General features: G+C 56.1%; 20 protein-coding genes. 13 read left to right on the top strand and 7 right to left on the bottom strand.

Annotated features, from left to right (window positions below; all coding sequences use genetic code 11):
- Window positions 1–315 precede the first annotated feature (315 nt).
- The 4 genes from IQ273_RS14280 (at window position 316) to IQ273_RS14265 (ending at window position 3,568) form a co-directional block, all read left to right on the top strand.
- Window positions 316–516, top strand: a complete 201-nt coding sequence (locus tag IQ273_RS14280; protein WP_194023846.1) for a hypothetical protein — start codon at window positions 316–318, stop codon at window positions 514–516.
- A complete protein-coding gene (locus tag IQ273_RS14275; RefSeq protein WP_194023845.1) occupies window positions 513–1,832 on the top strand; it encodes a Rieske 2Fe-2S domain-containing protein in 1,320 nt (439 codons plus the stop codon). Before IQ273_RS14280 ends, IQ273_RS14275 begins: the two co-directional genes overlap by 4 nt.
- A 364-nt stretch (window positions 1,833–2,196) precedes the next feature.
- Window positions 2,197–2,586, top strand: a complete 390-nt coding sequence (locus IQ273_RS14270; RefSeq protein ID WP_194023844.1) for a hypothetical protein — start codon at window positions 2,197–2,199, stop codon at window positions 2,584–2,586.
- Between the two features lie 109 nt (window positions 2,587–2,695).
- A complete protein-coding gene (locus tag IQ273_RS14265; protein WP_194023843.1) occupies window positions 2,696–3,568 on the top strand; it encodes an MBL fold metallo-hydrolase in 873 nt (290 codons plus the stop codon).
- 162 nt (window positions 3,569–3,730) lie between these two features.
- On the opposite strand, the gene IQ273_RS14260 is transcribed toward IQ273_RS14265, so the two are convergent.
- Window positions 3,731–4,198, bottom strand: coding sequence for a hypothetical protein (locus IQ273_RS14260; RefSeq protein WP_194023842.1), 468 nt, complete (start codon window positions 4,196–4,198; stop codon window positions 3,731–3,733).
- Between the two features lie 121 nt (window positions 4,199–4,319).
- On the opposite strand from IQ273_RS14260, the gene IQ273_RS14255 reads away from it, so the two are divergent.
- Window positions 4,320–4,487: a hypothetical protein gene (locus IQ273_RS14255; RefSeq protein ID WP_194023841.1), complete on the top strand. Its 168-nt coding sequence runs from the start codon at window positions 4,320–4,322 to the stop codon at window positions 4,485–4,487.
- On the opposite strand, the gene IQ273_RS14250 is transcribed toward IQ273_RS14255, so the two are convergent.
- Together IQ273_RS14250 and IQ273_RS14245 are read right to left on the bottom strand one after the other, a co-directional pair.
- Window positions 4,484–5,203, bottom strand: coding sequence for a glycoside hydrolase family protein (locus IQ273_RS14250; protein ID WP_313898114.1), 720 nt, complete (start codon window positions 5,201–5,203; stop codon window positions 4,484–4,486). The genes IQ273_RS14255 and IQ273_RS14250 overlap by 4 nt on opposite strands.
- A 163-nt stretch (window positions 5,204–5,366) precedes the next feature.
- Window positions 5,367–6,551, bottom strand: a complete 1,185-nt coding sequence (locus IQ273_RS14245) for an NAD(P)H-quinone oxidoreductase subunit H (protein WP_194023840.1) — start codon at window positions 6,549–6,551, stop codon at window positions 5,367–5,369.
- A 100-nt stretch (window positions 6,552–6,651) separates the two neighbouring features.
- On the opposite strand from IQ273_RS14245, the gene rsmH reads away from it, so the two are divergent.
- From rsmH to IQ273_RS14205, 8 genes are all read left to right on the top strand, one after another.
- A complete protein-coding gene (gene rsmH, locus IQ273_RS14240; RefSeq protein ID WP_194023839.1) occupies window positions 6,652–7,524 on the top strand; it encodes a 16S rRNA (cytosine(1402)-N(4))-methyltransferase RsmH in 873 nt (290 codons plus the stop codon).
- A 197-nt stretch (window positions 7,525–7,721) separates the two neighbouring features.
- Entirely contained in the window at window positions 7,722–7,907 is a 186-nt protein-coding gene (locus IQ273_RS14235; RefSeq protein WP_194023838.1) for a hypothetical protein, read from the top strand.
- 146 nt (window positions 7,908–8,053) lie between these two features.
- Entirely contained in the window at window positions 8,054–8,263 is a 210-nt protein-coding gene (locus IQ273_RS14230) for a hypothetical protein (RefSeq protein ID WP_194023837.1), read from the top strand.
- Between the two features lie 612 nt (window positions 8,264–8,875).
- Window positions 8,876–9,451, top strand: coding sequence for a DUF4334 domain-containing protein (locus IQ273_RS14225; protein ID WP_228053015.1), 576 nt, complete (start codon window positions 8,876–8,878; stop codon window positions 9,449–9,451).
- A gap of 402 nt (window positions 9,452–9,853) precedes the next feature.
- Window positions 9,854–11,335 carry a diguanylate cyclase gene (locus tag IQ273_RS14220; RefSeq protein ID WP_194023836.1) on the top strand — a complete coding sequence of 494 codons (1,482 nt, stop codon included), beginning with the start codon at window positions 9,854–9,856 and terminating at the stop codon, window positions 11,333–11,335.
- Window positions 11,336–11,821: 486 nt separating this feature from the next.
- Window positions 11,822–16,213, top strand: coding sequence for a PAS domain S-box protein (locus IQ273_RS14215; protein ID WP_194023835.1), 4,392 nt, complete (start codon window positions 11,822–11,824; stop codon window positions 16,211–16,213).
- Window positions 16,214–16,371: 158 nt separating this feature from the next.
- On the top strand, window positions 16,372–17,007 hold the full coding sequence (locus IQ273_RS14210; protein ID WP_194023834.1) for a response regulator: 636 nt from the start codon (window positions 16,372–16,374) through the stop codon (window positions 17,005–17,007).
- Between the two features lie 94 nt (window positions 17,008–17,101).
- A complete protein-coding gene (locus IQ273_RS14205) occupies window positions 17,102–17,872 on the top strand; it encodes an SDR family oxidoreductase (protein WP_194023833.1) in 771 nt (256 codons plus the stop codon).
- A gap of 212 nt (window positions 17,873–18,084) precedes the next feature.
- On the opposite strand, the gene IQ273_RS14200 is transcribed toward IQ273_RS14205, so the two are convergent.
- The 4 genes from IQ273_RS14200 to IQ273_RS14185 form a co-directional block, all read right to left on the bottom strand.
- The gene (locus tag IQ273_RS14200) at window positions 18,085–18,357 is read right to left on the bottom strand and encodes a Calvin cycle protein CP12 (protein WP_194023832.1); all 273 of its coding nucleotides are present in this window, start codon (window positions 18,355–18,357) and stop codon (window positions 18,085–18,087) included.
- 280 nt (window positions 18,358–18,637) lie between these two features.
- A complete protein-coding gene (locus IQ273_RS14195) occupies window positions 18,638–18,865 on the bottom strand; it encodes a hypothetical protein (RefSeq protein WP_194023831.1) in 228 nt (75 codons plus the stop codon).
- Window positions 18,866–18,894: 29 nt separating this feature from the next.
- Window positions 18,895–20,643 carry a diflavin flavoprotein gene (locus IQ273_RS14190; RefSeq protein WP_194023830.1) on the bottom strand — a complete coding sequence of 583 codons (1,749 nt, stop codon included), beginning with the start codon at window positions 20,641–20,643 and terminating at the stop codon, window positions 18,895–18,897.
- An 81-nt stretch (window positions 20,644–20,724) separates the two neighbouring features.
- Window positions 20,725–21,258: a phosphate-starvation-inducible PsiE family protein gene (locus IQ273_RS14185; RefSeq protein WP_194023829.1), complete on the bottom strand. Its 534-nt coding sequence runs from the start codon at window positions 21,256–21,258 to the stop codon at window positions 20,725–20,727.
- Window positions 21,259–21,313: the final 55 nt, after the last annotated feature.

Genomic DNA, 21,313 nt, shown 5'->3' with positions numbered 1-21,313 from the left:
TTCGTCCTCTCCCAGAGGTCCCAAAAAACCTGCTAAAAAGGAGCCGTTTAATCCGAAGCATCCCCATGTTGCCACCGCTCGGCTCCTCAAGCAAAAGGAGAACAAACGTTCACCTTAACAGGGGTACACTCAGAGTCCCAACGATGCCACCCAGAGACCCAACGCTGGCACTCGCAGACCCATGTATGGCACTCAGAGACCCAACGTTGACCTCCAAAGTCCCGACGTTGACACCCAGAGCCCCAACGCTGGCACACGCACCACGCACACACGACCCACAGAATCCCAATGCTGGCACTCCCACACCCACGCACAATGCTTAAAGCCTCATCGCAGCTATGGTTCTGCCGCATTGCCATAAAACTGCGCAATCCATATCTCACTTTTTTGCGATTCGTCGCTGAGCCGGGGCCAACCTGCTACAGTCATCTTCGAGAACTGCTGACCCTGGTCTGGTGCAAGGGTGGGCAGACCGTGACTGTTAGTCGTCCTAAGCGCGATCGCCCCTACCGATGACAGACGCCTTCAACTTCAGCCAGCACTGGTATCCAGTGACCCCCGTCGCTGACCTCAGGCCCAGCTATCCCACCGCCGTCACGGTCGTGGGCGTGCCGATCGTGATCTGGCAGCCACGGCATTCTGGCACCTATCAGGCCTTTGTCGATCAGTGCCCCCATCGGTTGGCCCCCCTGAGTGAAGGCCGCATAGACGAACAGAGTGGCCACCTGATGTGTAGCTATCACGGCTGGCAGTTTGATGCTCAGGGCGTGTGCCAGTCGGTGCCCCAGGCCGAGGCGGGCTTTCACCCCGACCAGCAGCCCCAGCTCTGTGCGACGGTGCTCCCCACCCAGATCGCGAACGATTTGCTGTGGGTCTGGCCCGATGCCGAGAGTGCCGAGCTAGCGCAGCAAACCCCGCTGCCGCTGTCTCCTCAAATCGATGCCGGTAAGGGCTTTGTGTGGGACTCCTACGTGCGCGACCTGGAATACGACTGGCAAACGCTGGTCGAAAACGTGGTTGACCCCACCCACGTGCCCTTTGCCCACCACGGCATTCAGGGCAAGCGCTCCCAGGCTGCGCCGCTGCCGCTGCAAATTCTCACCTCGACCCCAGAGCGCATCGAAGCAGAATCTACAGGCCGGTTCAATAGCCACATTACCTTTGAGCCCCCCTGCCGGGTGGAATATGTCATTAACTTTGGCGATCAGGGCAATCAGGTGGGGTTGGTGACCTACTGCGTGCCAACGGTCCCTGGCAAGTGCCGAATTGTGGCCCAGTTTCCCCGCAATTTTGCCTTGACCCTGCACCGGCTTATGCCCCGCTGGTGGACCCACGTTAAAACCCGCAATGCCGTGCTGGATGGCGATATGGTGTTGCTGCACCAGCAGGCGCAGCGGTTACAGCAGCAGCTGCAAACCCAGGACTGGAAGACGGCCTACAAACTGCCCGCCACCGCCGATCGCATGGTGATTGAATTTCGCAAATGGTGCGATCGCTATCTGCCCGACCGTCCCTTTTGGCAGCCCCAGACCCTAGACCTGGCCCCATCCCCAGACCATCGCCAAATGCTAGATCGCTACCATCAGCATACGCAGCACTGCCACAGCTGCCGCAGTGCCCTCAAGACTGTTCAGCGCCTGCAGTGGGGTCTGCTGATCTACTTTGTCGCGAGCCTGGCCCTGGTGGCGATACTGCCCGATGCCTGGCGGCTTTGGCCCGGTGTGCCTCTGGTGGGTTTGGGCCTGCTGGGGCTGGGGGTCGCCGCCTGGCTGCGCTTTGGGCTAGAGCCCAAGTTTTGGTTTGTTGACTACATCCACGCCGAACGCCCCTAGGGCATGACATCAATTTTGGCTACAGCCCCCACACCCCACCCTGGTACCCAAGCTCCGCCTCGGTAAGGGGTAGCGAATCCGCTGAGGCGCGCAATCATTCGGCACAGCAAACGGCTCTGCCCAGGGTGGGATTTATGTCATGAACCGACATCACCCCCGGCAAAGTTTCTTACTATCAAAGAGCAAGACCTTTAAATTAAAAACCTCGATCTAAGCTGCGCTGTAGAGCGTATTTTAGCAATCGCCCAACGCGCCATCGGGGTTGGTTTTGATGCGTCAGGCGATCGCATAAGCACCTTGCGATCGCGCAGCGTCCCCTCTGGGGAATCGCCCCTTTTGCAGTACTGTTTATACCTTAATAATCATGCCTACTTTAAACCCTCAACAAGAAAAAACGCTGACCGCTTTTATCACCGCCCTGGGTCGACAAGACAGCGCCCTGCCCGAGGGGCTACAAAAGCAGCTCCATGCTATTGGTCAGAGCTTAGAAACTCGAATTTTGGAACTGCCTGCGATCGCGGCCAGTCTGCCGAGTCTAAATCAGGCCTACCAAACGGCTATGTCTGACGCCCAGGCCGACGCACCGGCTGCCACCTTTGTCTCTAACACCAATCAATCCGACAGCGACAAACAGTTCGATCGCGCCGTTGACATTCTCACCGCTGACGACCCGGTTCAGGCCGCGAAGCGCACTCGCACTCCGCTGGGACAAATTGCCTCCAATCCGCTGAAGCGGCTCTTTGGCCGAGATTAAGGCGACTGCTAGAAAACAGTTGCCCCAATGGTGGGCAGTGCCCACCCTACAGCCGCCCCACAGTTGCCCCTCCCCAGCGATAGACTCAACCTATTGATGGGTAATTACCATGGCTCACCTACGCGATCGCCGCCCCCAAAACGTAGCGGGCGATATCTACGTCGATAGCTCCTGTATTGACTGCGATACCTGCCGCTGGATGGCCCCGGATATCTTTTCTCGCGACGACGAGCAGTCGGCGGTCTTTCACCAGCCCGAAACCGAGGCCGAACGGCTGGCTGCGCTGCAAGCGGTGCTGGCCTGCCCTACGGCCTCCATTGGCACCGTCACGCCGCCCAAAGATATGAAGGCGGCCCAGGTCAGCTTCCCCATCCCCATTACCGAAAATGTCTACCACTGCGGCTACCACTCCGAAAAGTCCTACGGGGCGGCCAGCTATTTGATTCAGCGGCCCGAGGGAAACGTGCTGGTCGACTCGCCCCGCTTTGCCGCCCCCCTGGTCAAGCAACTCGAAGCCCTGGGCGGCGTACGCTACCTCTACCTCACCCACCAGGATGATGTGGCCGATCATCAGCAGTTTCATGAGCGGTTTGGGTGCCAGCGTATTCTCCACGCCGACGACATCAACCGTGGCACCGCAGCCGTCGAAATTCAGCTCCAGGGCACCGACCCGGTGGACCTAGCGCCCGACCTCACCATTATTCCGGTGCCGGGCCACACCAAAGGGCATACGGTTCTGCTGTATGACAACCGGGTGCTGTTTACCGGCGACCACCTGGCCTGGTCGGCGCGGCTGCATCAGCTTCACGCCTTTCGCACCGTCTGCTGGTACTCGTGGCCTGAGCAGATTAAGTCGATGGAAAAGCTGGCCGCTTATGACTTTGAGTGGGTGCTGCCCGGCCACGGTCGCCGCCACCACGCCGACAAAGCCACCATGCACCAGCACATGCAGAAATGCCTCGCCTGGATGAAGGCGCAGTAGAACGGGGGCTGAACTCAGGTATAAGTCAACAATTCAACGCCTCTGGTAGGGGCAAACGGTCGTTTGCCCTTCCCCGAATTCATGCCTCAATCCAGCAACGCCGAGCTGGGGATAGGGAATGAGCGTTGGCACCCCTGTGCCGGTCTTTGACCATCGCATCCACTACACATCGAACACGTAGCGCACCGCTCCAGAGTCTGGATCGTTGGTGATATCGGCATAGCCGCAGTGCAGCGCCTCCTGAATTAGGGCGTCTACCCGCTCTGTGCTCAGTCCGGTATGCAGGGCTACCTGCGCCTTTGAGAGCCTGCCCCCATTGGCGTGGGCCGCCCTCAAAAGCTGCTGCATTGAGTCATTTTGGGGCTGTGCAACGCTTTGGGCCGCGACCAAATTTCGATCTATCGGCACTGGCATCACCAAACCATCTTCGCCCCACTCCGCTAAATACTGCCGCCGCAGGTGATCGTTGCGGGTTTTGACCATACCGGGCACCAGCACCAGATCGATGAGTTGGCCAAGGCCAAACAAACCAAAGGTACACAGGTTCAGTTGCCCCCCGCTGTGCAAGAAGACATCTTCATTGATATTGACGATGTTGAAGCCGAGATTCAAAAGCCCGCAGCGCAGCATACCTCGCCTAAAACAGCGATTGACGGCTCTTTTATAACTGTAGCCAGGCCGGTTGAGACATTTTCTAGCTGAACGTTCAAACGTTTGAACGTTTTGGGGATTTGTGAGTGTCCTAACCAGCATGACTACGGCTGTAACAGCGGCCTTGACGATTGCTGGGGGAGTAGCGGCGGCCAACACCTTCGCCGACGAAGACATCGAGTTGGGCAGCAACGCTGGTATTGAACGTCAGCTGCCCTCGGCCCCTCTGGCCAAAAGCATTCACGCTCAGCCAACCCAGCCGCTTTAAGGTAATCGACCAGAGGATGACAGCGCTAGCTCTTCCTTGAGCAAATTGCTGTAGATGCGGGGCAGCCGGGCGGTCATGCTATTGGACTCGATACCATAGCCGAGGCTAGTCCAGGTACCAGAAAGGCGGCGTAGAACCTCGTCAAGGCGACCATCGCGCAGGGCGGTAGGAATGTCGAGATCCCAGGCCGAGGTATCTTTGAGCCAGTTGTAGACCACGACATCCTGCGACTCGGGGTCAAAGCTATAGTCTCCCCAAGCGCTAAACCAGGCAGAGGCTTTAGGGTGGTACCGGAGGGCTTTTTCCTGCCAGGTATCGGTTAAAAACTGGTAGCGCCCGGCTGCGGTGGTACAGTACCCCCGGTTGGGGCCAGCCACAATCTCAATGCAGATGTTGGGGTGGCGGTTGAGCTGCTGGACCATGTCGCCACCGTAGAGCACGTTGTAGGGCTGGTTGGTGTTAGATTCGGCGGCAGAAATGGTGCGCATGAGGGCACGAATGTAGGGGTCTCCTCCAGCCATCGCCAGTGGTTCAGGATGGCTAACCCATACGGTCTCTTGGATTTGTCGCAGCGCCGGGCGAGGCAGCGATCGCACCCCCAGTACCCCGATCGCCAACAGCAGCAAAAGAGCAACAGTTGCCCGCCGCCGTTTCACCTGCTGAATACGGCGCTGTCGAGCAAGGTGACGAGATGAACTAGAAGGCAGTGAGGTCACAGGCAACGGGACAATCAGGAACAGGAGACCAGCGGCGGCGAACCCTAGCCAGATGGCAATTGCCTTACCCATTCCCCAGGCAAGGCTGCCATCGCTATAGTAATCTATCGGCTCAAAAACCTGGGTTGGGGTGCGGCCCTACTTGATTGATGAGCGATATTGATTAGCGATCTACCGAGCCCATAATGATGTCGATGCTGCCTAGAATGGCCATGATATCGGCTACCTTGACCCCTTTTAGGATGTGGGGCAAAATTTGCAGGTTGTTAAAGTCGGCCGCGCGAATCTTAAACCGCCAGGGAAAGACGTTGTCGTCTCCCATGATGAAGACGCCCAACTCGCCTTTGCCGCTCTCTAAGCGCACATAGTGCTCACCTGCCGGAATTTTGAACGTAGGGGCAATTTTTTTGCCGATGAACTGGTAGTCAAAGCTGTTCCACTCCGACTTGGGGCCTTCGGCCATGCGCTTGGCCTCCAGGTTTTCGAAGGGGCCGCCGGGCAGACCCTTGCAGGCCTGACGAATGATTTTTACCGACTCGCGCATTTCGCGCACCCGTACCTGGTAGCGGGCCATACAGTCGCCCCCGGTTTCGTACTGCACATCCCAGTCGAAGTCGTCGTAGCACTCGTAGTGGTCGACCTTGCGTAGATCCCACTTGACGCCGGAGCCGCGCAGCATGGGACCAGACAGCCCCCAGGAGATCGCCTCGTCGCGAGAAATGGTGCCAATCCCCTCAATGCGGCGGCGGAAGATGGGATTGTTGGTAATTAGCTTCTCGTACTCGTCGACCTTGGGCAAAAAGTAATCGCAGAAGTCGAGGCACTTGTCGATCCAACCGTAGGTGAGGTCGGCAGCGACGCCGCCAATGCGGAAATAGTTGTTGTTGATCAGGCGCATGCCCGTGGCGGCTTCCCACAGGTCGTAGATCATCTCGCGCTCGCGAAAGATGTAGAAGAAGGGAGTTTGGGCACCCACGTCGGCTAAGAAGGGACCAAGCCACAGCAGGTGGTTGGCAATCCGGTTCAGCTCCAGCATGATGACGCGAATGTAGCTGGCCCGCTTGGGTACTTCGATGTCGGCCAGTTTTTCGGGGGCGTTAACCGTGATCGCTTCGTTGAACATGCCCGCCGCGTAGTCCCAGCGGCTAACGTAGGGCACAAACATAACGTTGGTACGGCTTTCGGCGATTTTTTCCATACCCCGGTGCAAATAGCCAATCACCGGCTCGCAGTCAAGTACGTCTTCGCCATCGAGGGTGACAATGAGTCGCAGAACCCCGTGCATGGAGGGGTGGTGCGGTCCCATGTTGAGCACCATGGGTTCTGTCTTGGTTTCAATGATTGACATAGGGGCTACTCAAACGCCAGCGGCTAGTTGTGCTGTATCTTTGAGTATCTTAAAGGGTATCGCCTGAGTTTGCGATCCTAAGTAGAGATTGAGATTACTGATGGCAGAGCCAGAGTTTCATCATGTGCCGGTACTGCCTGAGGCGGTGATCGAGGGCCTCAATATTCAGCCCGGTCAGCGGTACTTAGATGCCACGGCTGGCGGCGGCGGTCACAGTCGGCTGATTTTAGAGGCCGATCCTACGGTGAGCCTGGTGGCGATTGATCAAGATGATATGGCGATCGCAGCCACCCAGGCTAACCTGGCCGAGTTTGGTGACCGCGTTACCTACTGGCACGGTAACTTTGCTGAATTCAAACCCTCGGGTGCGCCCTTCAGCGGTATTTTGGCCGATTTGGGGGTGAGTTCGGTGCAGCTCGACGTGGGCGATCGCGGCTTTAGCTTTCGCCAGAGTGCCCCTCTCGACATGCGTATGGACCCGCGCCAAGATCTCACCGCCGCCGACATCGTCAACCACTGGGATGAAACCGAGCTGGCCAACTTGATCTACACCTACGGCGAAGAACGGTTGTCGCGCCGGATTGCCCGCAAAATTGTTGACCAGCGCCCCTGGCAAACCACCACCGACCTGGCCGAGGCGATTTCATATTGTGTACCGCGCAGCTACCGCTATGGCCGCATTCACCCCGCTACCCGCACATTTCAAGCCCTGCGGATTGCGGTCAATCGCGAGCTGGAGGTGTTAGAAACTCTGCTTAAGCTCGCCCCAACCTGGCTTACCCCCGGCGGACGATTGGTCCTCATCAGCTTCCACAGTCTGGAAGATCGCCTGGTTAAGCATACGCTCAAAGACTCTCCCGACTTCAAAGTCATCACCAAAAAGCCGGTGATCGCAACTGACGCTGAAATTAGCCAAAACCCTCGGGCGCGATCGGCCAAGCTGCGGGTGGCTGAGCGCATTGTGGCGCTGTAGCACACAGCTCAAATTCGCGATCGTTATGTTTATTAATGAAGGAATGGCCGCAAACGTATTTGGGGTAACAATTTCGAAACTTAAGGTAAAGATTAAAATTAATTCGCAAGAAATAGACTTGCTTCACAGTTGCTTCATCTAAGATTGAGGTGCAGGAAAGGTTTCCTGTCCCATTAAATCCTTTCTTAGAAACCACTATGAATACTCAAAATGACGGTAACTACCGCTTTTCTGTGCTGCCTGGCACCAGGGATCATCGCGGCTTTTTTGTTCAAGAAACAACCTACGAACTGGTTGGCGTCAGCGATGCTGGCTGGGCTCGCATCTGCCTAGACAGTGCAGCCTGCTACTACGTAGACCCCGCAAATATCGAGACCGCTTGATAGTTTGCTGGTCTAAGCCATAGCCTCTGGTCTGAATCTAGATAGGGTATTTCCCAGGTGGCATCTGGTCTCCGTCTTGAGTTTGGCCTGGCCTATGAAGAATCGTTACTACACTCAATAGTTCTTACAACAAAGTCGTGAAACCGATGAACGCTGCAACTCGAACTTTCTCTGTCTACATCTCTGATTTGGTCGTTGAGCTCCGTGATAATGGCAGCCATTACTCAGGCGAGGGGCGTCTGGTGTGCAGCCAGCGCAACTACGACAGCCTGTTTAGGTTCGCTAAAAACATGGCCCTAAATCGCGCTATTCCACTGCGAGACTACACGCGATCGGCCGCTCAATATCAGTACTAAGTCAGGTGTAAACGAGAGGTTGCAGAAACTCGGTATCGTCTGCCCTCGTCCCCTAGGACGAGCCCTCCTCAAACACAAAGCCCTCCAATATGGGGGGCTTTTGTTTGGGAGTAAAATATTGGCTTCAGCTATCACTAGAGAGCTGTATGGTAAGTGAGTTGGCCAATTCAAATGTAGGATGGGTTAGCGATAGCGTAACCCATGCGGGCGTTGGGTTTCGTGCCTCAACCCAACTTACATCGACTTATATTTAATTACGCTTGCCTACTTAACAATGCTGTAGACATGCAAAATTTCAACTCTCCTAGCCGTCTATGACTTGTAGCGGATTTGGCTACGCGGCCGATGCTCTACAGTGAGAGGTGGTCGCAGCGAGGTTTGGCCGTGGCTACAGCCGTTACTGGCGTCTGCTTTCCCTGAGCCGCTAAAACCTTAGGGGGCGTTTGAAAAGTGGGTCGCTGTAGCTTTAGTCACCGGTCGATCCCCCCTGGCCCCCTAAAAAAGGAGGGTAAAGGTATCCCTTTTTTAGGGGGATTTAGGGGGATCTCCACTTTCGCTACAAGAAGTAGGACTTTTCAAACGTCCTCTTAGCTACCAAACCATTCTGTACGATTGGCAATTACCCGCGTGACGACATTTTTGGAAGCTGTTACTATCGGCAACGCTAGCCCAACTGAAGCCTTGGAGATTTTCGACAGCCTTGATACCGTCGATGTCAGCGAGCTGATTGGCGCGTGGCGAGGAGAAAGCTTTCCCACTGGGCACCCCCTAGACCATGCACTTGAGGCTTACCACTGGTACGGCAAGCGGTTCGAGAATGCCGAGCAGGTTCATCCCCTAGTTTTCAAGACAATCGGTGGCGGCACAACCAACGTTAATCCGCTCTGGGCGCTGCCAATCGTTCAGTGGCTAGATCGCCTGCCAATGCCAAAATCAAAGGCTGGGGGACGCATTTTTCAACTAGGTGTTGGTCTAGTCTCTACCAAACGGTCCTGCGCGCGGCTGCGCTTGACCCACTATCGGGGCAAAGTATCTGCAACCATGATCTATGACACCCTGCCTATTAACGATATTTTTCGCAAGATAAATGACAATACAGTGCTTGGCCTGATGGATCTAAAGGGGGTAAACCAACCGTTCTTTTTTGTATTGCACCGCGATCGCTCAGAGCTTGGAGGGCAAAAGTAAAAACTGCAAGAATTTCTTCTATAAACTCACAGCTATTGTTCAAAAAGTTGGCGTTAATACTATCGAGCTATCTGCGTGTGGTTTTTTAGATATGTACCTAGAGAACTAAAGCACTCGTGGCCGTTTTTACCGTTCATAGCTAGGGGCTGTCATCAATCAGCCGCCGATAGCCCAAGAATTAGAGGTTACAGCCCTTAGCTTATTTTATGGGGCGTGGCAATGCTGATATCATCAGGACTTTAGCCGGAATTGATGACATGCTCTAGGGCAATTCTGCAAATATCAAAATTTTCAACCTGTTTTGGGTAGAGGTGGAAGCCCAAAATCACGAATAATACGCTTACAAATGAGAGTAATAAACACTACAATCGCTTACTGAAGATCGAGTGAGTTCCTGTGGTTATGTCGTATGATTCTGCGCTGGTGGGCCAGAGGGGAAGGCCAAAAGAAATTTTGGTCGTGGATGATACTCCCAATAATCTGCGACTGCTGCTGAGAGCCCTGTCTTCGCAGGGATACCTGGTGTGCTGTGCCAAAAGTGCTGCCCTGGCGCTGGCTCGGGTGCAAAGAGCGCTGCCCGATATGGTCTTGTTGGATATTCGTATGCCCCAGATGGATGGGTACGAACTGTGTCAATGGCTGAAGGCCAACACTAGAACGCGCGAAATTCCAGTGATTTTTCTCAGTGTTTTAGATGGCGCTGAGGATAAGGTGAAGGCCTTTGGGCTGGGGGGCGTCGACTACATTGCTAAACCCTTTCAAATTGACGAGGTGCTAGCGCGAGTCGGGTATCACTTGCAGGCTCAACAGCTGCAGCTGCAGCTGTTGAGTGAAAACCGTCGCCTGCACCAGGAAAATGAGGACCAGCAGCAGTCGTTGGCTCAGCTTGGGCAGTCTTACCAACTGCTGAGTCAGGTATTCAACTCCCTGTCTGACGGCATTGCCGCCTTTAGGGCAATTCGCAACCAGCGAGGAGAAATTGAAAATTTTCAGTGGCTGTTGGGCAACGCTGCTTTGTCTAATTGGGTGGGGCGATCGTCGGCTGAGCTGGCCGGGGCTACCCTCTCCGAGATTTTGAGCAATTGCCCCCGTGACGATGTACTGAATTTGTTCATTCAGGTGGTAGAGCAGCACGAGTCACTTCAGTACGAGCTGCTCTGTGAACCCAACGGCGAGATTCCCCTGTGGTTTGAGCTGATGGCCAGTCGTTTGGGCGATGGCCTAGTGGCTCACCTCAAAGACATTACCCAGTACAAGCAGGTGGTGACCCAGCTGCAGGCTACTATCGCCGAGCTAAAGGTGTTAACCGCCCAGGATGGGTTGACCCATCTGGCTAACCGACGCGCCTTTGACGAATATTTGCAGGCAGAATGGCTACGATTGGCCCGCATGCAGGAGCCAATCTCGCTAATTATGGGCGATATAGACCGATTTAAGCGGTTCAATGACCTGTGCGGCCATGCCGTTGGGGATGAATGCCTGCGGCGGGTGGCTGAGGCGATCGCCGCGGTTGTCAAGCGCCCCGCTGATATGGTTGCCCGCTATGGCGGCGAAGAATTTGCTATTTTGCTGCCCCATACCGATATCCAGGGAGCCAACCAGGTGGCCGAGCAGGTACTGGCTGCTATGGCCAACCTGCGGCTTGAGGTACCGCGATCGGATTGTGAGCGGGTTAGCCTGAGTCTGGGGGTTGCTAGCCAGGTTCCCAATTTGGCGAGAACGGTGGATGCTCTGCTGGTCGAGGCTGATACGGCTATGTACCAGGCCAAGGAACTGGGCGGCAATCGGGTTTGTTTGGCTACTCCAAAAGATGTTTCAACAGGTGCCCCCCGAGCAGATGCCAAAGCAGATCGAGTTTCTGAATCAGCTGATGATGAAGCCTAGCGGGCGTTGCTGAACTGAAGCATGAATGTAGGTAGGGTGTAGGCGCAGGCCAGCCAAAGGCTTTATGGCCGTTTGTCTCTATTCGTCTCTATGAAAGACACTGAGTGTTTACGTTACGCCTGTGGCCAGCAATCCCAAACAGCGTTTCCTGATGGGCCGTGCCTTGGGATGTATAAATGCAGAACCACGCTCTGGAGTTATGATCTTTGGGTTGACCCAGAGCCAATCTGTTGAGGTTTATCCATCGAGCATGGGCATGATGGCAGAGGGTCAGGCTTGAAGGGGGAGTGAGCGGATCTATGTCGCCAAATTCTGTGCTGGCGAAGCGATCTGCAAACGCCTTGAGGCTGAGTTACAGCGGTATAAGACATTGCGGCCTGAGGCGTTGACTGGCCTGCCTCAGCTGGGGGAGCATTTTCTACCTATCGCACCGTCTGCCAACTTGCGGTGTGCTGCCTGATTCAACTGTGTCTATTCCTCCTGGCTATGGCGACCATTCTCTGTGTTGACGACAACCCCCTGACACCACAGTTTGTCCGGGCTCAGCTAGTGGAGGAGGGGCTAGACTACCAGGTTGCCCTGGCCGCTAACGTTTCGGAGGCGATCGCCCAAATCCAGGCGATCGGCGGCACTGACCCAGATCTACCCTTGGTGATTGCCGCTCAGGCTTTGATCACCCCCGCCTGGATCGAGGCGCTCTATAGCCAGTTTCCTCGGGCGCTGCTGCTGGTGGTGGATGTGGAGGATATGGGGGCGATCGCAGCCCTGGTGCCTGCGGGGCAAATCTATCGCTGTATGACCAAGCCGTGGCATGAATTTGACCTACGGCTGACGGTTGCCGAGGCGCTGCGGCGCTACCGCTACGAGCAAGAGCTAGCGCAACTGCGCACTGAGCTAGCGGCGGCTAACCAGCACATTACCCACCTGAGCGATCTCAACCGACAACTGGCCACCCCTGATCCCATCGACCATCCCGAAACGGCTATGGCGCTGCGGGCTAGTGAAGCCCAGCGGCAGGCGATTCTCTTAGCAGTGCCCGACGTGATGACGGTATTGACAGAGCAGGGGCAGTACGTCGATTTTTCGTACAACCAGTTCGACGGCGAGTTGATTTCTGTTGAGGCATCCCAGATTATCGGCTCCTACCTGAGCGATATTTTTCCGGCGGCGCTGGCTCAGCAGTGGCGGGCCGCTATTCAGCGCACCCTAGACACCGGAACCCCGCAGCGGTTTGAGCAGCAGCTGCGGTTTGGCGATCGCATTCAGTACGAGGAGGTGCGTATTGTGCCTTACCAGGACAACTGGGTGCTGGCTATGGTGCGCAACGTCAGCGATCGCAAAATGGCTGAGCTGGCCCAGCAGCAGAGCGAAATATACTTTCGACAGCTGGCCGAAACCCTGCCGGGAGTGGTGTATCGCTACCTGCGCCGCGCCGATGGCACCGACGCCTTCACCTATATGAGCCCAGGGTGCGAAGCTCTCTACGGCATCACCGCCGAGGCGGCTATGGCCAATTCTGGCCGCTTGTGGGAGTTGACTTACCCCGAGGATATGCCTCTGCTGATGGCCTGCGCTGAAGCCTCAATTCAACATCCCGATCGGGGTTTTCAAGCTGAGTTTCGCATTCTTACCCCCAGTGGCGAGGTGAAGTGGTTGCAGGCCGAGGCCCTATACCTCTGGCAGCTAGAGAATGGCGACTCGGAGTGGAATGGCTATGTGCGCGATATCAGCGATCGCAAACAGGCTGAGCTAGACCTGCGCCGCAACCGCGATCTACGAGAGGCTGTTTTCAACGAATCTACCGATGCTCTGTTTGTCGTCGATCCTCAAACTGAGTTGATTGTCGACTGCAACGATCAAGCGGTGGCGCTGTTTGAGGCCGAGACTAAGGCCAGGCTAATTGGCCGAGTTGGCAACACGCTACAGTGTCGGCCTTTTACCGAGGCAGAACTGGCTGAAGCTCGCCAAACTATGGTTCAGCATGGGTTTTGGGAAGCTGAGGTGGAGTACGTCAGCCTCAAGGGCCAGCGGTTTTGGGGTAATTTGGCTGGCAAGCCGATTACCGTTGCCGACACGGCCCTGTTGCTGGTGCGGGTGACCGACATTACGGCGCGTAAAGAGGTCGAACTAGCGTTGGCCCAGGCCGAAGACCGCTACCGCCAGGCTACCCAGGCCGCCAAAGCTGGCGTTTGGGAAATTAATTTAAGCACCAACAGCGGCTATATCGACCCCAGCAAAAAAGCCCTGGCTGGCTATAGCAATGCCGAAATCAGCAATGACATCAGCCAGTGGGACCAGTTTGTTTACCCCGAGGATCGCGATCGCGTAGACGCCACTATTCAAGCCTATCTCAGTGGTAAAACCCCTGACTTTGTAGTTGAGTATCGTATTTTGCACAAAGATGGCTCCCTGCGCTGGATGTTGGGACGGGGGCAGCTGCGCCGCGATGACCAGGGCCAGCCTACTGTCTTCTTTGGCACCACCACCGACATTACCGACCTAAAACAGGCCGAACTGGCCTTGCAGCAGCTCAACGGCGAACTCGAACAGCGGGTGCAGCGGCGCACCCAGGACATTCAAAAGCTGGCGGCCATTGTCGAAAACAGCACCGACCTGATTGGTATGACCAGCCTCAGCGGTGAGTTGCTCTACCTGAATCAGGCTGGGCGACAGCTGTTAAGCCTGCCTCCTGAGGCTGGCATTAGCCAACCCTGGACCGCTTTTCTCGGCCCAGCGGCGGTATCCCAGTTTGAGCGAGAGACCCTACCCATTGTGGTCAGTCAAGGCTATTGGCGCGGCGAGTCGACCTTGCTCGATAGCCAAACTGGGGAGGAGATTATGACCGAGCAGACGCTGTTTTTGGTGCACGACCCCGCAACCCACGCTCCCCTCTGCATCGCCATGATTGGTCGAGATATGCGCGATCGGGCGCGGCTGGATGCCAGCCGTCAACAGGCCGAACAGTCGCTGCAAGAATCGCGCAACATGTTGCAAATGGTGCTAAATACCATTCCCCAGCGGGTGTTTTGGAAGGATCGCGACTCTCGCTTTTTGGGCTGTAACCCGTCCTTTGCCAATGATTATCAGCTTACCCCTGAGCAAATTATTGGCAAAACCGATGCCGAACTGCCCTGGGCTGCCTATGCCGAGGCCTACCGGGCTGATGATGTCAAAATTATGGTTAGCCAAGTACCAGAGCTGGGCTACGAAGAACTTACGACCCACCTGTCCGGCGAGGATATCTGGATTCGGACCAGCAAAGTACCTTTGACCAACACTGATGGAGTGGTAGTAGGGGTGCTCGGGTGCTACGAAGACATCAGCGAGCAGCGAGCAGCACTTCGTAAACGCAAGCAGGCCGAAGAAGCGCTCAAAACCATCAATCAGGAGCTAGAGCAGCGGGTGCAAGACCGTACTGTGGCCTTGCAGCAGGCGATGGAGACGGCCCAGCTGGCCAGCCAGGCCAAAAGCACGTTTCTGGCCAACATGAGCCACGAGCTGCGTACGCCGCTCAACGCCATCTTAGGGTTTTCTCAGCTGATGGCCCGCGACTTTGCCCTCGGCAGCAGCACCCGTCAATCGCTAGAGATTATTAACCGCAGCGGTGAGCACCTGCTCGATTTGATCAACGACATTTTGGAAATGGCCAAAATTGAGGCCGGGCAGATCAGCCTTAACCCATTTTGTTTTGATCTAGACACCCTACTGAGCAGCCTGGAAGACATGTTCCACCTGCGGGCCAGGGGCAAAGGGCTGGAGTTGACAGTCGATCGCCATCCAGCCATTCCCCGCTACCTGTACAGCGATGAACCCAAACTGCGCCAGGTGTTGATCAACCTGATTGGCAACGCGATCAAATTTACCTCCCAGGGGCAAGTCTGTTTACGGGTGACCCCAGTACAGGCCATCTGCGATCGCCCGGCTGTCGGTAGCACCCTATCGATTACCTTTGCCGTTAGCGACACCGGCATTGGCATCGCTGCCGAAAACCTCGATCGCCTGCTAGAGCCTTTTGTGCAGATGGACCAGGGTACTGGCGTGTATGAGGGCACCGGGCTGGGGCTATCGATTAGCCGTCAGTTTATACAGCTGATGGGGGGTGCCCTAACGGTCGAAAGCCAGCTTGGCCTGGGGTCTACCTTTGCATTTACCATCCAGGTGCAGGTAGCCAACGCGGTAGATGTCTCTAGATCGGTGGCGCTGCCTACTCAGATTGCCGAGCTTGCCCCTGGGCAACCCAGCTACCGCATTTTGGTAGCTGACGACAACGACGTCCATCGGCAGCTTTTGACCCAGCTGCTGGGTTCAATCGGTTTTGAGGTCTGTGAAGCCAGGAATGGTCAGGAGGCGATCGCCCTATGGGAGCGCTGGCAACCCCAGCTGATTTGGCTCGATATGCGCATGCCCGGTATGAGCGGCCACGAGGTAGCCCTTTATATTCGCCAGCAGGAACAGGTTGCGAACCTACCCCCTACTAAACTTATTGCCCTCACTGCCAACGCTTTTGAAGAAGACCGTGCCCAGGCGATCGCTCACGGCTGCAATGATTTTGTGCGCAAACCCTTTCAGCTCAACTACGTGTTGGCTAAGCTGGCCGAGCACCTGGGGGTACAGTATGCCCATAGCCTAGAACCTGCGGCAGTGCCCGCCGAACCGAGGGCCGATGCTGAGGCGATCGCCGCCCTGCGCACGCTGCCCCCCGGCCTCTTCACTCAGATCTCCGAAGCTACCCTCAGTCTCGACAACGAGCGCCTTACCCAGCTGGCTACCCAACTCCCCTCCGACCACAGCCCCCTAGCCGATCTGCTCGATTTGCACTGCCACAACTTTGCCTTCGACATCATCCACGCTTTGCTCCAGCAAGCCGCCAATGCCTGATGCTTCAAACGATTTTCCAAAAGTCGCCTTATCTGTCAGTCGACTGATCTGTCAGCCATTCTTATACTTTCCATATAACTATTTTGTATAATGCATAGATATGCGTAAACTCCCCATTTTAAAAAAATTCTACTATAGTTAACTTTGTTCATGAATGCATGACTTTTACTCCCTCTGTCTGCCAGGGCGACATTTTGGTCGTGGATGATTTGGCAGATAATATTCGTATTTTGTCAGATACTCTCGCTAGCCAGGGCCATCGAGTTAGGGCAACAAGAAATGGAACGATGGCCTTAATTGGGGCTAGAGCTGCTCCACCCGATGTCATCTTGCTCGATATTCGCATGCCGATAATGGATGGGTTTGAGGTGTGTCGACAGCTCAAGGCTGATGCATCGACTCAGCATATTCCCATTATTTTTCTTAGTGCTCTAGACGAAGCGATCGACAAAACTCGGGCTTTTGAAGCGGGAGGCGTTGATTACATTACCAAACCCTTTCTGCCTGTTGAAGTGCAGGCGCGGGTGCAGCATCATCTCACGATTCAACAGTTGCAGAAGCAGGCTATTGCCCAGCAAGAATGTCTAGAACAGTTGATTAGACAGGCATCATATCAGCCTAATTTTTCTGAGCCCTCACTGAGTACGGCTACCCAGTCTGTTCACAGCATACTGGCCTACGTCGATCGCCTGGGCCAAGCTGCCCACCTTACCCCAGAGCGTGCCCGTTACCTGCAAGACCTGCGGCAACAAGGGGAAGCCATGCTGCATATTTTTGCTGCCCTGGGCGAGTAATCGTTTGGCCCACGCGCCACCCCACGCATCATCTGCAATCTTCTGGCTGAGCCTTTAAAGTGATCAGATGCTGATCTCATCTGGGGCTAGTGCTATGAACCCGTTAGACCCGAAGCCTACCGCGATCGTGACTGGAGGCGCACAGGGCATTGGTTTGGGCATTACTACACACCTGCTGCACAACGGGTGGCGGGTTGCCATTGCCGATATCAATGAAGCGTCAGGGGCGGCGGCCCAGGCGGCCCTGGCCCAGTTTGAAGACTCTTTTTTCTTTGTCCCCTGTGATGTGGCCAACGAGGGCGATGTGGAGCATTTTGTCCGGGTTGTTATCGAGCGATTTGGTGCTCTCCATGGCCTCGTCAACAACGCTGGCATTGCTAACCCGCATAGCGGCCCCGTTGAAGACTTAGCCCTGGCCGACTGGAACCAGTGGATCGGCACGAACCTGACCGGCTGCTTTCTGCTGGCGAAACACGCCGTCCCCCATCTGCGGCAGACCCAGGGCGCAATCGTCAATATTGCCTCTACCCGCGCCTTTCAGTCAGAACCCCACTCCGAGGCCTACGCCGCTTCTAAGGGGGGCATTGTTGCCCTAACCCATGCGCTAGCGATTAGCCTGGGGCCAGAGGTGCGCGCCAACTGTATCAGCCCCGGCTGGATTGATGTGTCTGCCTGGCAGCACCCCCCGCAAGACGCTAATCTCCGCCCGATTGATCAGGCCCAGCACCCCGTCGGGCGGGTCGGTCAACCCCAAGATGTGGCCGAGATGACTCAGTTCTTGCTGTCTAAGGCCGCAGGCTTTATTACTGGGCAAACCATTGTGATCGACGGTGGCATGATCCGAAAAATGATTTACGAAGAATAAGCTGGCAGCACACCGCATCTTAATCCTAAATCCTAGTTGTCTACCCTCGATTGGTTAAGGGCAAACGACCGTTTGCCCCTACGGCATACCTGTTTTGATCGGAGTTTCTCACAGCGGATTTTGCATTAGGCCACAAAAAAGCGGGACCGTAGATCCCGCTTGATGCTGTGTTGGTGAGGGTTGAGGGAACGAGGTCGTTGAGCAGGTAAAGCCTAGACGTCGTAAGCGCGGCATTCAGGCGCGTCGGGGTTGGCCGCACAGTAGAGATCAAAGGTTGAGGGTGCGGCTGTTTGCTGGCCTAGTTGGGCATCGCGCAGTTCTTCGACAGTTTCCCAGGCGATCGCAACTTCGACGCTGCCAGCTCCGTACATGGTCGTTAGTCGGCGGGCGTGCTCGAAGGCGGCCTGCAACCGAGTTTCCAAAGAAGCCTGGCGGGTTCTGGCGGTAGAACAATTGGAATTAAACGTAACTGTGGTGGGGCTCATGGGTGCTATGTCTCCTTAAGCTGTGCTTGTGCTGTAACTGATTTAACTCTAATTGATAAACTAAGTGAATAGCAACAGGATTTATATATAAGTTTTCTCTATGTTTTATTAGGTTTGCTTAACCCTGTAGGTCCGCAGGGCCAAGGCGGTTAGCCGAGGCAAGGCTTAATTAACTGTCCTCCATTGATCGTGGGCAAACGCCTGAGACCTGCTGCGATCGCAGCAGGCCTCAAGCACAGAGAAATAGTCAGAGAACACCTCAGCCAGGGCTAAAAAAGCCCTAATCGATCTGTAAGGGGGCGGTCAGGTCGGAGGGTGGCTGGCTATAGGCTGGAGGTATACCCGAAGAGGGCAGATTGTAGGCCACGATCGCGACCGCCAGACTCAGTACAGTACCGGCGGCAAAAGCCCAGCCGTGGGAGGGCTCAAGGGTAAACAGCAGACGGCGATCGCAGCTATAGACGTGAACGGCCCAGCCGTCTTGGTGGGTGTGGTGGAGTTTGTGCATGGGGGTTAGGAGTGTGGAGCTGGAGGGGGTTAATACTGATGGCCAGACTGACGGTGATTAATCGCGGGAATGCCGTTGGGAGCTAGCAGGTCGCCGCCTTCAACCGTGGCGTAGATCAAGGTGTGGTCGCCGACCGGTAAGGCTTCGACGACAACGCACTCGACATAGGCCAGCGCGTCGGACAGAATAGCGCAGTGGTTGGCGGCGAGCGTAAAGGGAAGGTGGTCGAAGGCGGCAGTTGTGCTCTGGCGAGTAGAGAAATGGCGGCGCACGGCTCGTCCTTCTTTGAGAATGTTGAGCCCAAAGCTGCTGCCCGGCGGAATTTGGCCCAGGTCGTCGGCCTCGTTGGGCAGGGCAATAATCAGGCCAGGGGGGCTAAAGCTAGCCTGGCTTACCCAGGCCGTCAGCAGGCCCGAGTGGATGCCGTTCTGCTGGCGGGTCAGGACGCAGAGAGAGCCAATAATCCGGCCCAGGGCTTGGCCGGTGCGATCGCTCTGGGCCTCTGCGATCGCGGGTCGAGCGGCCTGCTGCTTCTGGCGCTTGCGCAGGCTGCGGGCAAACTGAGCGGTCGCCCTAGCGCAGGCCTCTAGGGCCGTAGGATCGGGGCTAAAGCGCACCCGCAGAGGCTCAAAGCCAAAGGGATAGTTGGCATCCTTGAGCTTGCGCTCCAGCTCATCGATCGCTTCGCCGCTCCAGCCGTAGGAACCAAATACGCCCACCAGCTTAGTTTTAGGCACATTGGCCAAAATCAAGCCCAGGGCGGTTTGAATTTGCACCGGGGCATGGCCGCCTAGGGTAGGAGAGCCGATGATGAAGCCGTCACACTGGCTGAGGATGTCAATCAGCGCATGGGGGTCGGTCTGCTCGCAGTTGATCGCCTCGACGGCAATCTGGGCGGCATTGAGGGATTGGGCGATCGCATTGGCCATCTGAGCCGTACTGCCGTAGGCCGAGGCGTAGAGCAGCGCCACCCGCAGCGGCTGCTGGGCCTGCTGCTGGCACCACTGGCGATAGTCTTGCCTAAGCCGACTGAGGCTGTAGCGCACTAGGGGGCCGTGGCCGGGGGCCAGAGTTTTGATGGGCCAGGGCTCAATTAGATCTAGGGCCGTTTCCACCTGTTTGGCCTGGGGGCTATGCAGACAGTCGAAATAGTAGCGGCGATCGTCCTCTAGCTGTCGCCACTGCTCGTCCCAGAGGGCATCGTCGCAGCGGTGGGTGCCAAACAGCTTGTCGCTAAAGAGAATTTGGCTGGCCGGGTCGTAGGTGCAGAGCCCGTCAGGCCAGCGGGGCGTGGGCACCCCTACAAAATCCAGGAGATGGCCCTGGCCCAGATCCAGGGTGTCCCCCGAGCGTACCGGGGAAAGGCGGTCAACGCGATCGCCCAGGGCCAGCTTGAGGGTATTGGCCGCTGCCCTCGAACAGACAATCTGGGCCTGGGGGGCCAGATCCAGCAGCCGGGTTAGAGTCGTTAGGCGGTTGGCGTTGACGTGGCTGGTGACGATGTAATCAATCTGCGCCAGATTCACCTGGCGCTGTAGCTCCGTCAAAAAGAGGTCGGTAAACGATTCGCCAGGGGGGTCGATTAGAGCCACTTTATCGGCCTGAATCAAGTAGGCATTGGCCGTGGTGCCCCGCTGGCGGCTATATTCCACCTCAAACTTAAGGCGGTCCCAGGTGCGCGATCGCAGCACCTGAGACTGAGGCCCAATGGTGGCAACCTGCACATCGCGAGGTCGAAACGTGGTCGGCAGAGAGGGGGCGGAAGTAGTTAAAGTCATAGGAAAAGCTTAGGTAGGGGTTGTTGAGCCAATGGGAGATATTGAATGGGCCAGGCTAGGGGCCGATCAGTAGGGGAATGATCAGTCGAGCGGCGGCTTAACGGTGTCCCGTTCAGCGATATCGGCGATGTCGTGGGCAAAGCGAATGCGGTGGCGACGCGACACCTCCTGTTCTGGGTCAATGCCGTCGAAGGTGGGCGGAATCCAAGCCCGTACCACCAGCAGCCCCCCCAGTACCACTAAGAACGAGCAGCTGGCGAGCACTTGGGTCCAGGGAGTATCGAGCACACCGCGCACAATAATTTCCCGCAGCACCGACACGATCGACACTTCGACCGCCACCCCAATTGAGACCCGATGCTCTTGCAAATAGATGATCAGCAGCCGAAACAGCTCCACCAAAATCAGCAAAAACAGAATGTCGGAGGTTACCTCGGGAAAATTGAGCGGCGGCAGCAGCGAAAGAAACATCCCCCGTAGCTGCATCACCATGAAGCTGAACAGCCCAATGCAGAGCGAAATCACGATCAGGTCTTGAACCAACTCAAGTATGCGAACGACGTAGTTGCCATTGAGCCAGGTGGCCCAGCGGGAGGAAGCGGGGAGGTTTTGCATAGGAATTACCTAGTGAGTAGTAGTTAGGGAGAGCGAGGGAGCGGGGGAGTAGGGG

Source organism: Nodosilinea sp. LEGE 07298, assembly GCF_015207265.1.
In the GTDB taxonomy this organism is placed as follows: Bacteria; Cyanobacteriota; Cyanobacteriia; order Phormidesmidales; family Phormidesmidaceae; genus Nodosilinea.
Note: the sequence above shows the minus strand (reverse complement) of the source record. Positions and strands in the feature narration are given on the sequence as shown.